Here is a 13,372-nt window from a genome sequence, read left to right as displayed (position 1 = left end):
CGGAGGCGTGGTCGGGTGTGCACCGCGGCCCGCTGCGCGCGGGGGAGTGGGTGCGCCTGACCGACACCAAGGGCCGCCGGCACAACTTCGAGCTGGTGCCGGGCAAGCGCTTCTTCTCCAACCGCGGCCACCTCGAGCACGACGACCTCATCGGGCGCGAGGAGGGCTTCACCCTCGCCTCGTCGGCGGGCGGGGAGTACCTCGTCTTCCGCCCGCTGCTGTCGGAGTTCGTCGTCTCCATGCCCCGCGGCGCGGCCGTCGTCTACCCCAAGGACGCCGCCCAGATCGTGGCCCTGGCCGACATCTTCCCGGGCGCGCGCGTGGTCGAGGCCGGGGTCGGCTCCGGCGCGCTGACCTGCTCGCTGCTGCGCGCGGTCGGTCCCTTCGGCCGGGTGACCTCCTACGAGCGCCGCGAGGAGTTCGCCGAGGTCGCCCAGCGCAACGTCCACCAGTTCTTCGGTGCGCCCGAGGGCAGCAGCCACCCCGCGTGGCAGCTGCGCCTGGGCGACCTGGCCGAGGCGCTGCCGGCCTCCGGGGAGCGCTGCGACCGCATCATCCTCGACATGCTCGCCCCCTGGGAATGTCTCGACGCCGCCGCCGACGCGCTCGTGCCCGGCGGCATCGTCTGCGCCTACGTCGCCACGACGACCCAGCTCTCCCGCTTCGTCGAGACCGTCCGGGCCCACGGCGGCTTCACCGAGCCCCAGCCGTGGGAGTCGCTCGTGCGCGACTGGCACGTCGAGGGCCTGGCGGTGCGCCCGGGCCACAAGATGATCGGCCACACCGCGTTCCTGGTGACCGCGCGCCGGATGGCCCCGGGGGAGCGCCCGCCGCGCAAGACCCGTCGTCCCGCCCCCGGCGCCTACGGCCCCGACTACTCCGGCCCCCGCCCGCCCGACGTGCCGGTCGAGGAGCCCGCCTCCGACTGAGCGCGCCCGGGTCGTCCCCACCCGCCCGGGTGGCACGGCGGTGCCGGTGGCGCGGCGGTGTCGGGGGCGCGACCAAAACGTGACCGACACCGTGGGATCCGCCCTTCCCTGACGTCGTCGCGCGGGTAGTGTCGCCAGCACAGGAGGTGCGCTGATGACGTCGGAGAACCCGTCAGGATCGAGTCGGTACGGCACGGGGGGCGCGAGCCCCGAGGAGCTCATGACCCAGGTCCGCTTCCTGGAGCAGGAGGTGGGCGACCTGCGTCGTCGTCTCTCCGAGGCTCCGGGGAGCCCGCGCGGCCTCGAGCTGCGCCTCGCCGACACCCAGCGGTCGCTGGCCGCGGTGACCTCGCAGAACGAGCGCCTCGCGCAGACGCTGCGGGAGGCCCGCGACCAGATCCTCAAGCTCAAGGAGGAGGTCGACCGCCTGGCCCAGCCGCCGGCCGGCTTCGGCACGTTCCTGTCGCGCAACGACGACGACTCCGTCGACGTGTTCACCGGCGGGCGCAAGCTGCGGGTGACGGTGAGCCCGGGCGTCGACCTCGACGACCTGCGCCGCGGCCAGGAGGTCATGCTCAACGAGGCCCTCAACGTCGTGGCCGCCCTGGAGTTCGAGCAGGTCGGCGAGGTCGTGATGTTCAAGGAGCTGCTCGCCGACGGCGAGCGGGCCCTGGTCATCGCCAACGCCGACGAGGAGCGCGTCGTGCGCCTCGCCGAGCCCCTGCGCCAGGAGACCATCCGCGCGGGCGACTCCCTGCTGCTGGACTCGCGGGCGGGCTACGTCTACGAGAAGGTCCCGAAGTCGGAGGTCGAGGAGCTGGTCCTCGAGGAGGTCCCCGACATCGCCTACGAGTCGATCGGCGGCCTCGGCGGCCAGATCGAGATGATCCAGGACGCCGTCGAGCTGCCCTACCTCCACCCCGAGCTGTTCAAGGAGCACGAGCTCAAGCCGCCCAAGGGCGTGCTGCTCTACGGCCCGCCCGGCTGCGGCAAGACCCTCATCGCCAAGGCCGTCGCCAACAGCCTGGCCAAGAAGGTCGCGGCCAGGACGGGGCAGGAGGGCAAGTCGTACTTCCTCAACATCAAGGGCCCCGAGCTGCTCAACAAGTACGTCGGCGAGACCGAGCGTCACATCCGCCTGGTCTTCCAGCGCGCCCGGGAGAAGGCCAGCACCGGCACCCCGGTGATCGTGTTCTTCGACGAGATGGACTCCCTCTTCCGCACCCGCGGCTCCGGAGTCTCCTCCGACGTCGAGAACACCATCGTCCCGCAGCTGCTCAGCGAGATCGACGGCGTCGAGCTGCTCGAGAACGTGCTGGTCATCGGGGCCTCCAACCGCGAGGACATGATCGACCCCGCGATCCTGCGCCCGGGCCGGCTCGACGTGAAGATCAAGATCGAGCGCCCCGACGCCGAGTCGGCGCGCGACATCTTCAGCAAGTACCTGAAGACCTCGCTGCCGCTGCACGCCGACGACCTCGCCGAGTTCGGCGGCGACCGCGACGCGTGCGTGGCCGGCATGATCCGGGCCACCGTCGAGCGGATGTACACCGAGACCGAGGAGAACCGCTTCCTCGAGGTGACCTACGCCAACGGCGACAAGGAGGTCCTCTACTTCAAGGACTTCAACTCCGGGGCGATGATCCAGAACATCGTCGACCGTGCCAAGAAGATGGCCATCAAGGACCTGCTCGACCACGACCAGCGCGGCCTGCGGGTCTCGCACATGCTCCAGGCGTGCGTCGACGAGTTCAAGGAGAACGAGGACCTGCCCAACACCACCAACCCCGACGACTGGGCGCGGATCTCGGGCAAGAAGGGCGAGCGGATCGTCTTCATCCGCACGCTCATCACCGGCAAGCAGGGCACGGAGCCGGGGCGCTCCATCGACACGGTCGCCAACACCGGCCAGTACCTCTAGGCCGCAGCAGGCTCCGCGGCCGACCGGACCCCCGGTGGCCGCGGAGCCGCAGGCACCTCCGGCGTAGGCTCGCGCCATGAGCGTGCGACGGGTCATGGGCACCGAGGTCGAGTACGGCATCTCCGTGGCCGGGCAGCCCCACGCCAACCCGATGGTGGCCTCCTCGCAGGTCGTCAACGCCTACGCCTCGGCCACGGTGCGCGCCCGCCGGGCCCGGTGGGACTTCGAGGAGGAGTCGCCCCTGCGCGATGCCCGCGGCTTCGACATGTCCCGCCAGGTGGCCGACGTCTCGCAGCTGACCGACGAGGACCTCGGCCTGGCCAACGTGATCCTCAGCAACGGCGCCCGGCTCTACGTCGACCACGCCCACCCCGAGTACTCCACGCCCGAGGTCACCACGCCGCTCGACATCGTGCGCTGGGACAAGGCTGGCGAGCAGGTCATGCTCGACGCCCAGGTCAGGGCGGGCCAGCTGCCCGGCGGCGCGCCGATCCTGATGTACAAGAACAACACCGACGGCAAGGGCGCCTCCTACGGCGCGCACGAGAACTACCTCATGCGCCGCTCGACCCCGTTCGCCGACATCGTCAAGCACCTCACACCGTTCTTCGTCAGCCGCCAGGTCGTCTGCGGCGCCGGCCGGGTCGGCATCGGCCAGGACGGTCGCCAGCACGGGTTCCAGGTCAGCCAGCGCGCCGACTTCTTCGAGGTCGAGGTGGGCCTGGAGACCACGCTCAAGCGCCCGATCATCAACACCCGCGACGAGCCGCACGCCGACCCCGAGAAGTACCGCCGCCTCCACGTCATCATCGGCGACGCCAACCTCGCCGAGGTGTCGACGTACCTCAAGGTGGGCACGACCTCGCTGGTGCTGGCCATGATCGAGGACCGCTTCCTCGACCGCGACCTGGCCGTCGAGGGCCCCGTCGCCGCGCTGCGCGAGGTCTCCCACGACCCGACGCTGCGCCAGCTGCTGCGGCTGCGCGACGGGCGCACGCTGACCGCGGTGCAGCTGCAGATGGAGTACCTCGAGCTGGCCCGCAAGTACGTCGAGGACCGCCTCGGCGACGACGCCGACGCGCAGACCGTCGACGTGCTCGCCCGCTGGGAGTCGGTGCTCGACCGGCTCGAGCGCGACCCGATGCTCTGCGCCGGCGAGCTGGACTGGGTGGCCAAGCTCAAGCTGCTCGAGCAGTACCGCTCCCGCGACGGCCTGGACTGGGACGACGCCAAGCTGGCCCTCATCGACCTCCAGTACTCCGACATCCGCCCCGAGAAGGGCCTCTACCACCGCCTCGTCGGCGCCGGGCGCATCGAGCGCCTGCTCGACCAGCCCGGGGTCGACGACGCCATGCACGATCCGCCCGAGGACACCCGCGCCTACTTCCGTGGCCGCTGCCTGGAGAAGTACGCCGACCACGTCGCCGCGGCCTCGTGGGACTCGGTGATCTTCGACCTGCCGGGGCGCGAGTCGCTCCAGCGGGTGCCGACCATCGACCCGCTGCGCGGCACGCGGGCCCACGTGGGCGAGCTCCTCGACCGCTGCGAGACCGCCCAGCAGCTCTTCGCCGCGCTCACCCGCTGAGTCCCGGCTCGTCGCGCCCGGGGAGTCGCTAGGGTCGGCGTATGGCACAGGAGCAGAAGCAGCCGCGCAGGTCCTCGGAGACCGAGGAGGGCGTCGAGACGGCCCCCGAGACCGACGTCGCCGAGCGCAAGGGCACCATCGACGCCGACGTCGACGACATCCTCGACGAGATCGACGACGTCCTGGAGACCAACGCCGAGGACTTCGTGAAGTCGTTCATCCAGAAGGGCGGCCAGTGATCCCCGGTCCACGCCTCCCCGCGTCCTACCTCCAGCCGGGGGTGTCCTCCTTCAGCGACTTCCTCGCCGACCAGGCCCCCGACCTGCTGCCGGGGCGCCGGGCGCTGCCGCAGGGGCAGGCCGGCGACCTCGCGCCGCACGGCACGACCATCGTGGGGGCGACCTTCCCCGGCGGCGTGCTGCTGGCCGGTGACCGTCGCGCCACGATGGGCAACATCATCGCGCAGCGCGACATCGAGAAGGTCTTCGCGACCGACGAGTACTCCGCGGCCGGCATCGCCGGCACCGCCGGGCTGGCCATCGAGATGATCCGCCTCTTCCAGACCGAGCTGGAGCACTACGAGAAGATCGAGGGCACGACCCTCTCCCTCGACGGCAAGGCCAACCGGCTCTCGGCGCTGATCCGCTCCAACCTCGGCATGGCCATGCAGGGCCTGGCCGTCGTGCCGCTGTTCGCGGGCTTCGACCTCGGCGACGCGCGCGGTCGCATCTTCAGCTACGACGTCACCGGCGGGCGCTACGAGGAGACCGGCTACACCGCGGTCGGCTCGGGCTCGATGTTCGCCCGGGGTTCGCTGAAGAAGCTCTACCGCCCCGACCTCACCGAGGCCGAGGTCGTCACGCTGGCCGTGCAGGCGCTCTACGACGCCGCCGACGACGACTCCGCCACCGGCGGGCCCGACGTCGCGCGACGGATCTTCCCCATCGTCCACGTCATCACCGCCGAGGGCGGTCGCCGCCTCTCCGGCGACGAGGTCGCGGCGGTCGCCGACCGTGTCATCGCGGGCCGGATGTCGCACCCCGACGGACCCACCGCCCCGCTGACCGGAGGGGGGCACGCATGAGCACGCCGTTCTACGTCTCGCCCGAGCAGCTGATGAAGGACCGGGCCGACTTCGCGCGCAAGGGCATCGCCCGCGGCCGCTCGGTCGTCGTGATCCAGTACGCCGACGGCGTCCTCTTCGTCTCCGAGAACCCCTCCCAGGCGCTGCACAAGGTCTCCGAGATCTACGACCGCATCGCCTTCGCCGCGGTGGGGCGCTACAACGAGTTCGAGAACCTCCGCATCGCCGGGGTGCGCCTCGCCGACATGCGCGGCTACGCCTACGACCGGCGCGACGTGTCGGGCCGTGCGCTGGCCAACGCCTACGCCCAGACCCTGGGCACGATCTTCAGCAGCGGCGGTGAGAAGCCCTACGAGGTCGAGCTCTTCGTGGCCGAGATCGGCGACGAGGCCGCCGAGGACCAGGTCTACCGGCTCACCTACGACGGCCAGGTCGCCGACGAGCACGGCTACGCCGTCATGGGCGGTGCGGCCGACGTCGTCGCGGGCTACCTCAAGGAGCGGTACGCCGAGGGCGCCGAGCTCGGCGACGCCCTGCGCCTGGCGGTGGCGGCCCTGGGTCACACCCCGGACGAGAAGGGGGTGGCGCGCGACCGGGTCATCGCCACCCGCGACCTCGAGGTCGCCGTGCTCGACCGCACGCGCCAGCGCCCGCGCAAGTTCGTCCGGCTCAGCCCCGCGCGCCTCGAGCAGCTGCTCGGGGACCGCGCGTCCTCGGCGCCCGAGCCGGCAGCGGGGGAGACCACCACCCCCGACCTGCTCGGCGGGGCCGGTGAGGTCGAGGGCGAGCCGCCCGTCGCGCCCTGAGCCACCACCGGCACCCGTCGGCACCCGCCGGCACCCGCACCACCCGAGCCCGCCCCGGACCCACGTCCGGGGCGGGCTCGTTGGCGTACGGGACCGGAGCGACACACACCGGCGTCCCACGAAATCCCCCGGTCACACCGTCGACACCGCACGCGCGAACGACCTTCCTACGGTCGGGCTCGACCCCACGCCCGCCCGAAAGGTGCCCTGCATGCCCGTCTCCGCCGCCAGCCTCACCGACGAGGAGCTCACCGCCTTCGTCAAGGCCCGCCTGCTCGTCTCCGGCTTCGACCTCTCGCTCCTGCCCACCACCTTCGACCCCGCCACGGGCGTGCCGACCCAGGACTCCCTGGTCGCCTCGCTCAAGGGCTTCGTGCGCTCCACCCCCGGCGCGATCAACACCTGGCGGCCCGCCAGCGGCTCACCGACCGACGACGACCTCTACGCCCAGCAGGTCGCGCCCCCGCTGGAGTACCCCTCGATCGTCGAGGCCTGGACCGGGAAGGTGGACGCCTGATGGTCGCCGAGGTCAACCGCCGCGCCTTCCTCGCCGCCACCGGCGCCGCCGCCGCGCTCGGCGTGGTGGGCACGACCGAGGGTGCGGCCGCCGCCCCGGCGGCCGGCAGCGCCGCCGAGCGCGCCGCCACCGCGCGGGCCATCGCCGGCATCAGGCTGCCGAACGTCGCGGTGCGGGCCGCGGCCAAGGCCGACCCCACCGAGGCGACGCTGGCCGAGGCGGCGCAGCTGCTGCGCCGCAACGTCGTCACCGCCACCGAGCTGGTCTCGGCCCACCTCGAGCGGGCCGACACCTACGACGGGGTCTACCAGGCCTTCAACGCCCGGCCGGCCGAGGCCGCCCTGGCCCGAGCACGGGCGGTCGACCGGGGCAGGGTGCGCGGGCCGCTGGCCGGGATCCCGCTCACGATCAAGGACAACTTCTTCACCGCCGGCGTCGCGACCACGGCCAACTCGACCATCTTCGAGGACTTCGTGCCGACCTACGACGCCACCGCCTGGTCGCGCCTGCAGACCGGGGGAGCGGTGATGGTGGGCAAGGGTCAGATGGGACCCCTGGCGACGACCCGCGCCACCCTGCCCAACGGCACCGTCACCACGGTCAACGCGTGGACCCCGGCCGACGCGAGCGTCGACCCGGGCGGCTCCTCGACCGGTCCCGCGACCTCGGTGGCGGCGCGGATGGCCTGCTCCTCCATCGGCACCCAGACCGGCGGCAGCATCATCCTGCCGGCCAACCGGCAGAACCTCACCGGCCTCAAGCCCACGATGGGCCGGGTCTCGCTCCACGGGGTCGTCCCGCTCACCTACACCCGCGACCACGTGGGTCCGCTGGCCCGCGACGTGCTCGACGCCGCGATCATGCTCCAAGTGCTGGCCGGCGTCGACAGCCAGGACCCCCGCACCCAGGGCCTGCCCCGCAAGCCCGACTTCATCGCCTCCGCGCTGCCGAAGCTCGACCGCAAGGGCAGGGTCACCGCGCGCCGGGCCACCCGGGTCGGCGTGCCCGAGGGCTACCTCGCGAGCTTCACCGGCGAGGCGCTCGCCCTGCAGACCCAGGCGCTGGCCGCACTCGACGCGATCCCCGGGCTGACGCTGGTCGACGTCACCTACCCCGACGACTGGGCCCTGCTCACCGGCACCTTCAACGCGGTGCGCCTGCCCGAGCGCACCGAGCCCTTCCTGCGTCTTCTGCAGCAGGACCCGACGAGGTTCGGGGTCTCGCTGACCTCGTGGGTGCAGGGCCTCTTCCTCTCCGGCGACGAGTGGATCACCGGGCAGCGGGCCAAGCACCGGCTGCTGCGCGACGTGCTCGACACCGTCATGGCCGACTGCGACGTGCTGCTGCAGACCAGTGTCGTGCCCTTCGACATCCTGGGCCTGCCGGAGATCGGCTTCCCGATCGGCTTCGCCGCCTCTAGCGCCGGTCCCGACACCCTGCCCGTGGGCACGGTCCTCGGGGGCGCGCCCTACGAGGAGGACCGCCTCATCGAGGTGGTCGCGGCCTACCAGGCCGTCACCGACTGGCACCTGCGCCGCCCGGCCGACCCCGACCTCGGCGGCCGGGTCGCCGGACGTCGCGGGGCCGCGCCCCGCCTCAGCGCCGACGAGGTGGCCCGCCTCACCGCCTGACCCGGCCCGCACCACGGCGGCGCGGACGGCCCTCCACCCGGAGGCGTCGTCCGCGCCGCGGCGTTCCGCCCCCCGATCCCGCGCGGAGCGACGTACTGTCTCCCCATGGACCGTCGGATCTTCGGGATCGAGAACGAGTACGGCGTCACCTGCACCTTCAAGGGGCAGCGCCGGCTGAGCCCCGACGAGGTGGCGCGCTACCTCTTCCGCAAGGTCGTCAGCTGGGGCCGCAGCAGCAACGTCTTCCTGCGCAACGGCGCCCGGCTCTACCTCGACGTGGGCAGCCACCCGGAGTACGCCACCCCGGAGTGCGACGACATCACCGAGCTGGTCACCCACGACAAGGCGGGCGAGCGGATCCTCGAGGGCCTGCTGCTCGACGCCGAGCAGCGGCTCCACGACGAGGGCATCGCCGGTGAGATCTACCTGTTCAAGAACAACACCGACTCCGCCGGCAACTCCTACGGCTGCCACGAGAACTACCTCGTGGGACGCGCCGGGGAGTTCTCCCGGCTGGCCGACATCCTGATCCCCTTCCTGGTGACCCGCCAGATCATCGTCGGCGCGGGCAAGGTGACCCAGACCCCGCGGGGCGCCTCCTACTCGGTCTCGCAGCGCGCCGAGCACATCTGGGAGGGCGTCTCGAGCGCCACCACGCGCAGCCGCCCCATCATCAACACCCGCGACGAGCCGCACGCCGACGCCGAGAAGTACCGCCGCCTGCACGTCATCGTCGGCGACTCCAACATGAGCGAGACCACCACGATGCTCAAGGTCGCCACCTGCGACCTGGTGCTGCGGATGATCGAGGAGGGCGTGGTGATGCGCGACCTCACCATGGAGAACCCCATCCGCGCGATCCGTGAGATCTCCCACGACATGACGGGGCGGCGCAAGGTGCGCCTCGCCAACGGCCGGGAGGCCAGCGCCCTGGAGATCCAGGGGGAGTACCTCGCCAAGGCCCGCGACTTCGTCGACCGCCGCGAGATCAGCACCCCCACGATCGAGCGCGCGCTCGACCTGTGGGAGCGCGGGCTCAAGGCGGTGGAGTCCGACGACCTGGGCCTGGTCGACCGGGAGATCGACTGGGTCATCAAGTGGAAGCTCATCGAGGCCTACCGCGCCAAGCACGGCCTGCCGATGGGCCACCCCCGCGTCGCCCAGCTCGACCTGGCCTACCACGACATCCACCGTGGCCGCGGCCTCTACTACCTGCTGGAGAAGCGGGGGGCGGTCGCGCGGGTCACCCACGACCTCAAGGTCTTCGAGGCCAAGTCGGTGCCCCCGCAGACCACCCGGGCCCGGCTGCGCGGCGACTTCATCCGCCGCGCCCAGGAGCGGCGCCGCGACTTCACCGTCGACTGGGTGCACCTCAAGCTCAACGACCAGGCCCAGCGCACGGTGCTGTGCAAGGACCCGTTCCGCGCCGAGGACGAGCGGGTGCAGCGACTCATCGACGGCATGTGACCCGGCGAGGGGCCGCAGGCCGCGGTGGGGCCGCCTCGTAGGATGCAGGTCGCTCCTGGGTCACCGGCCACCGCCGGCCCCGACGACCGCCACGTGAAGGATGTACCGGTGTCACGACACCTCCGCAGGCCGCTGGCCGTGCTGCTCCCGCTGCTGCTCGCCCCCACGCTCGTCTCGTGCGGCGAGGAGGTCGGCGCCCAGGGCGAGACCTCCGAGGGCCTGTCCGCGCTGAGCATCGAGGGCGACGTCGGCACCGACCCCGACGTCACGTGGTCGTCGGCCATGAGCTTCGACGCCGACGCCGACCCCGAGGTCGAGACCCTCGTCGAGGGCGACGGCCCGGAGGTCACCGCCGAGGACACCGTGCTGGTCAACTACTGGGTCGGCAACGGCTACACCGAGAGCCAGAGCTTCAGCACCTACACCGACGACGGCGCGCCGCAGGCGCTCGACCTCTCCGCCGAGGACCTGGTGCCGGTCTTCACCGACCCCCTGGTCGGCCAGACGGTGGGCTCGCGCGTGGCGGTCGCCTTCAACGCCGAGGAGCCCTTCGGCGGCGCCGGCAGCCCCGCGCTGGGCATCGGCAACCAGGACCCGGTCGTCATCGTCTTCGACATCATGGGGCCCTACGACGTCTCCGAGCCCTACGAGACCGAGGGCGCGGCCTGGACCCCCGACCTCGTCCTCGACGAGGACGGCAACCCCGAGGCGATGCGCTTCAAGGGCCGCCCGCGCCCGACCGGCGAGCTGCGCAGCCAGACCCTCGTCGAGGGCGACGGCCCCGCGCTCACCGCCGACGACACCGTGCAGGTCAAGTACCTGGGCCAGGTCTACGCCAAGGCCAAGCCCTTCGACGGCAACTACGACAAGCCCGACTTCCTCACCTCCCCGCTGAGCGGGCTGGTCGAGGGCTGGGCGCAGGGCCTGGAGGGCGTGCCGGTCGGCTCGCGCGTCGTGCTCGCCATCCCGCCCGAGCTCGGCTACGGCGCCGAGGGCAACCCCGACGCCGGGATCAAGGGCACCGACACGATCTACTTCCTGATCGACATCGTCGGCGCGGGGTGAGCGTCCGCAAGAGCGAGCGCCTGCTGAACCTGCTGATCATGCTGCTGGTCCAGCGGCACTTCGTGCCCAAGGAGCGCATCCGCTCGATCCTCTACCCCGGCTCCTCCTCCGAGGCGTTCGAGAAGATGTTCGAGCGCGACAAGGACGAGCTGCGCTCGCTCGGGGTCCCGATCGAGGTGGGCAGCATGGACACCTACTTCGACGACGAGCCCGGCTACCGGATCCGTCCCGACGAGTTCGCGCTGCCCGACATCGACCTGACCCCCGACGAGGCCTCGGTCGTGGGCCTGGCCACCCGGGTCTGGCAGCACGCCAAGCTCGCCGACGCCACCACCGAGGCCGTGCGCAAGCTCCGCGCGCTGGGCGCACCGGTCGACGTGACGGCGCTCGACATCGTCGAGCCCCGCCTGAGCGCCGAGGAGCCGTCCTTCGACGCCTTCTGGGAGGCCACCGCGGAGCGCACCCCCGTCGTCTTCGGCTACCGCCGCCCCGGCCAGGACGAGGTGACGACCCGTCACCTCCAGCCCTGGGGCGTCACCCGCTACTCGGGGCGGTGGTACGTCGTGGGCCTCGACACCGACCGTGGCGAGGAGCGCGTCTTCCGCCTCTCCCGCGTCGAGGGCGAGGCGCGGCCCGACGGCCCCGCCGGCTCCTACGACGTGCCCGCCGGCACCGACGTGAGCGCGGTGGCCCGGCGCCTGGCCCCGGCCCCCGTGGTGCAGCGCGCCGTGCTGCTGGTGCGCCGCGGCGCAGGCCACCAGCTGCGCCGCGGCGCCGCCGGGGTCGAGACCGACGTGGTGGGTCCCGACGACCACACCACCTGGGACCGCGTGGTGCTCGAGCGCGACACCCTCGGCCTGGCCGACGAGGTGCTCGGCCACGGCGCCGACGTCTGCGTCGAGGAGCCGCTGGAGCTGCGGGCCCAGGTCGTCGAGCGGCTCCGGGCCGGCCTGGACCGTGCCAGCACGGCGGGCGGCGTCGCATGACCCCGCCGACACCCGCCCCCGCCCCGGGCGCCCGCGACCAGGTCGCCCGGCTGCTGACGCTGGTGCCCTACCTCCACGCCCACGGCCAGGTGCGCCTCGACGAGGCGGCCGCCGCCCTCGGGGTGGCCCCGCGCCAGCTGCTCAAGGACCTCAAGGTCCTGCTGATGTGCGGTCTGCCGGGCGGCTACCCCGACGACCTCATCGACGTCGACCTCGACGCCCTCGAGGACCCCGACGGCGACGGCGTCGTCCGCGTGACCAACGCCGACTACCTCGCCCGTCCGCTGCGGCTGACCCCCACCGAGGCCACCGCGGTCATCGTGGCGCTGCGGGCGCTGCGCAACGGCGCGCGCCCCGACACCCGCGAGGTCGTCGACCGCGCGCTGGCCAAGCTCGAGGCGGCGGCCGCCGCCGGGTCGGCCGCACCCCGCATCGACCCGGGCGCCGACGGGGGAGACCCCGACACCGCCCTGCTGGCCACCCGCCTGCAGGACGCCGCCGACCGCGGTCGCCAGGTCGACCTCACCTACTACGTGCCCAGCCGCGACGAGGAGTCGGTGCGCACCGTCGACCCGCGCGGCGTGGTCTCCACCGGCGGCGTCGCCTACCTCGACGCGTGGTGCCACCTCGCCGGGGCGCCACGCCTCTTCCGCCTCGACAGGATCCGTGAGGCCGTCGTCTCCGAATCACCTGTCGTGACCGACCCCGAGCCGCCGCGCGACCTCGCCGAGGGCATGTTCGCGCGCTCGGGCGGCACCACGCCGGTGACGCTGCGCCTGGACCCCCCGGCACGGTGGGTCGTGGAGTACTACCCGGTCGAGGAGGTGCGGCCCCAGTCCGACGGCGGTGTCGAGGTCGACCTGCTCGTCGCCGACCCGCGGTGGCTGACCCGCCTCCTGCTCCGGCTCACCCCGCACGCCCGCGTCGTCGACCCCGACGGCGCTCACCCAGAGTTCACCCAGACGTACACAGCAGCGGCCAGGTCAACCCTCGGTCTCTACACATGACGAGGCGTACAGTGGACCTCGTCGCGGTCGACGCCCCCGGGCACCCGACCGAGACCCGCACGCACACCCAACAGAGAAGGTCCTGATGTTCCTCCCCATGATCGGCATGCCCCAGGGCGCGGAGTGGCTCGTCATCCTCGCCATCGTCATCCTGGTCTTCGGTGCGGCCAAGCTCCCCGACCTCGCCCGCGGCACCGGCCAGGCGCTGCGCATCTTCAAGGCCGAGACGAAGGGCCTCAAGGACGACGACGACAAGGAGGGCACCGCCGCCGACACCACGCCGGCCGCCGAGCTCCCGCCGTCGCCCACCCCCGCGCCCACCCCGGCCGAGGACCTGACCGAGCAGCGCCCGACCGACCAGCACCGCAGCTGAG

General features: G+C 72.5%; 13 protein-coding genes. All 13 read left to right on the top strand.

The genetic code is table 11. The annotated features are described in order from the left end of the window. The first annotated feature begins 17 nt into the window (after positions 1 to 17). The 13 genes from M3673_RS08525 (at position 18) to tatA (ending at position 13,371) form a co-directional block, all read left to right on the top strand. A complete protein-coding gene (locus tag M3673_RS08525) occupies positions 18 to 929 on the top strand; it encodes a tRNA (adenine-N1)-methyltransferase (RefSeq protein WP_251534314.1) in 912 nt (303 codons plus the stop codon). A 220-nt stretch (positions 930 to 1,149) separates the two neighbouring features. Then, positions 1,150 to 2,850 (top strand): proteasome ATPase, encoded by a 1,701-nt coding sequence (arc, locus tag M3673_RS08520; protein ID WP_156697921.1) that lies wholly within the window; start codon positions 1,150 to 1,152, stop codon positions 2,848 to 2,850. Positions 2,851 to 2,926: 76 nt separating this feature from the next. After that, positions 2,927 to 4,435, top strand: a complete 1,509-nt coding sequence (gene dop, locus M3673_RS08515) for a depupylase/deamidase Dop (RefSeq protein WP_056904051.1) — start codon at positions 2,927 to 2,929, stop codon at positions 4,433 to 4,435. Between the two features lie 41 nt (positions 4,436 to 4,476). After that, on the top strand, positions 4,477 to 4,674 hold the full coding sequence (locus M3673_RS08510; RefSeq protein ID WP_251532984.1) for a ubiquitin-like protein Pup: 198 nt from the start codon (positions 4,477 to 4,479) through the stop codon (positions 4,672 to 4,674). After that, positions 4,674 to 5,519 carry a proteasome subunit beta gene (gene prcB / locus M3673_RS08505; protein ID WP_156697922.1) on the top strand — a complete coding sequence of 282 codons (846 nt, stop codon included), beginning with the start codon at positions 4,674 to 4,676 and terminating at the stop codon, positions 5,517 to 5,519. Before M3673_RS08510 ends, prcB begins: the two co-directional genes overlap by 1 nt. After that, the gene (gene prcA / locus M3673_RS08500; protein WP_251532982.1) at positions 5,516 to 6,325 is read left to right on the top strand and encodes a proteasome subunit alpha; all 810 of its coding nucleotides are present in this window, start codon (positions 5,516 to 5,518) and stop codon (positions 6,323 to 6,325) included. The genes prcB and prcA overlap by 4 nt, the downstream gene beginning before the upstream one ends. 211 nt (positions 6,326 to 6,536) lie before the next feature. Continuing rightward, positions 6,537 to 6,842, top strand: a complete 306-nt coding sequence (locus M3673_RS08495; protein ID WP_193660856.1) for a hypothetical protein — start codon at positions 6,537 to 6,539, stop codon at positions 6,840 to 6,842. Then, positions 6,842 to 8,473 carry an amidase gene (locus M3673_RS08490; RefSeq protein WP_251532975.1) on the top strand — a complete coding sequence of 544 codons (1,632 nt, stop codon included), beginning with the start codon at positions 6,842 to 6,844 and terminating at the stop codon, positions 8,471 to 8,473. The genes M3673_RS08495 and M3673_RS08490 overlap by 1 nt, the downstream gene beginning before the upstream one ends. A gap of 105 nt (positions 8,474 to 8,578) precedes the next feature. After that, a complete protein-coding gene (gene pafA, locus M3673_RS08485; protein ID WP_056864422.1) occupies positions 8,579 to 9,940 on the top strand; it encodes a Pup--protein ligase in 1,362 nt (453 codons plus the stop codon). Positions 9,941 to 10,048: 108 nt separating this feature from the next. Next, positions 10,049 to 11,005, top strand: a complete 957-nt coding sequence (locus tag M3673_RS19630) for an FKBP-type peptidyl-prolyl cis-trans isomerase (RefSeq protein WP_193660853.1) — start codon at positions 10,049 to 10,051, stop codon at positions 11,003 to 11,005. Next, a complete protein-coding gene (locus M3673_RS08475; protein ID WP_056864424.1) occupies positions 11,002 to 11,991 on the top strand; it encodes a YafY family protein in 990 nt (329 codons plus the stop codon). The genes M3673_RS19630 and M3673_RS08475 overlap by 4 nt, the downstream gene beginning before the upstream one ends. Further along, a complete protein-coding gene (locus tag M3673_RS08470) occupies positions 11,988 to 12,998 on the top strand; it encodes a YafY family protein (protein WP_251532973.1) in 1,011 nt (336 codons plus the stop codon). The genes M3673_RS08475 and M3673_RS08470 overlap by 4 nt, the downstream gene beginning before the upstream one ends. Positions 12,999 to 13,083: 85 nt before the next feature. Beyond that, complete coding sequence (gene tatA / locus M3673_RS08465; RefSeq protein ID WP_082500281.1) at positions 13,084 to 13,371, top strand: Sec-independent protein translocase subunit TatA; 288 nt, start codon at positions 13,084 to 13,086, stop codon at positions 13,369 to 13,371. The last annotated feature ends 1 nt before the right edge of the window (position 13,372 follow it).

The organism is Nocardioides sp. P86 (assembly GCF_023712465.1).
Taxonomy (GTDB): domain Bacteria; phylum Actinomycetota; class Actinomycetes; order Propionibacteriales; family Nocardioidaceae; genus Nocardioides; species Nocardioides kribbensis.
The sequence above is the reverse complement of the archived record's forward strand: the minus strand, read 5'-3'. Positions and strand labels throughout refer to the sequence as shown.

Bases quoted from the DNA above. Each gene is read 5' to 3' on its own strand.
- arc (WP_156697921.1), top strand. From the start codon at position 1,150: ATGACCCAGGTCCGCTTCCTGGAGCAGGAGGTGGGCGACCTGCGTCGT.
- dop (WP_056904051.1), top strand. From the start codon at position 2,927: ATGAGCGTGCGACGGGTCATGGGCACCGAGGTCGAGTACGGCATCTCC.
- M3673_RS08510 (WP_251532984.1), top strand. From the start codon at position 4,477: ATGGCACAGGAGCAGAAGCAGCCGCGCAGGTCCTCGGAGACCGAGGAG.
- prcA (WP_251532982.1), top strand. From the start codon at position 5,516: ATGAGCACGCCGTTCTACGTCTCGCCCGAGCAGCTGATGAAGGACCGG.
- M3673_RS08495 (WP_193660856.1), top strand. From the start codon at position 6,537: ATGCCCGTCTCCGCCGCCAGCCTCACCGACGAGGAGCTCACCGCCTTC.
- M3673_RS08490 (WP_251532975.1), top strand. From the start codon at position 6,842: ATGGTCGCCGAGGTCAACCGCCGCGCCTTCCTCGCCGCCACCGGCGCC.
- pafA (WP_056864422.1), top strand. From the start codon at position 8,579: ATGGACCGTCGGATCTTCGGGATCGAGAACGAGTACGGCGTCACCTGC.
- M3673_RS08470 (WP_251532973.1), top strand. From the start codon at position 11,988: ATGACCCCGCCGACACCCGCCCCCGCCCCGGGCGCCCGCGACCAGGTC.
- tatA (WP_082500281.1), top strand. From the start codon at position 13,084: ATGTTCCTCCCCATGATCGGCATGCCCCAGGGCGCGGAGTGGCTCGTC.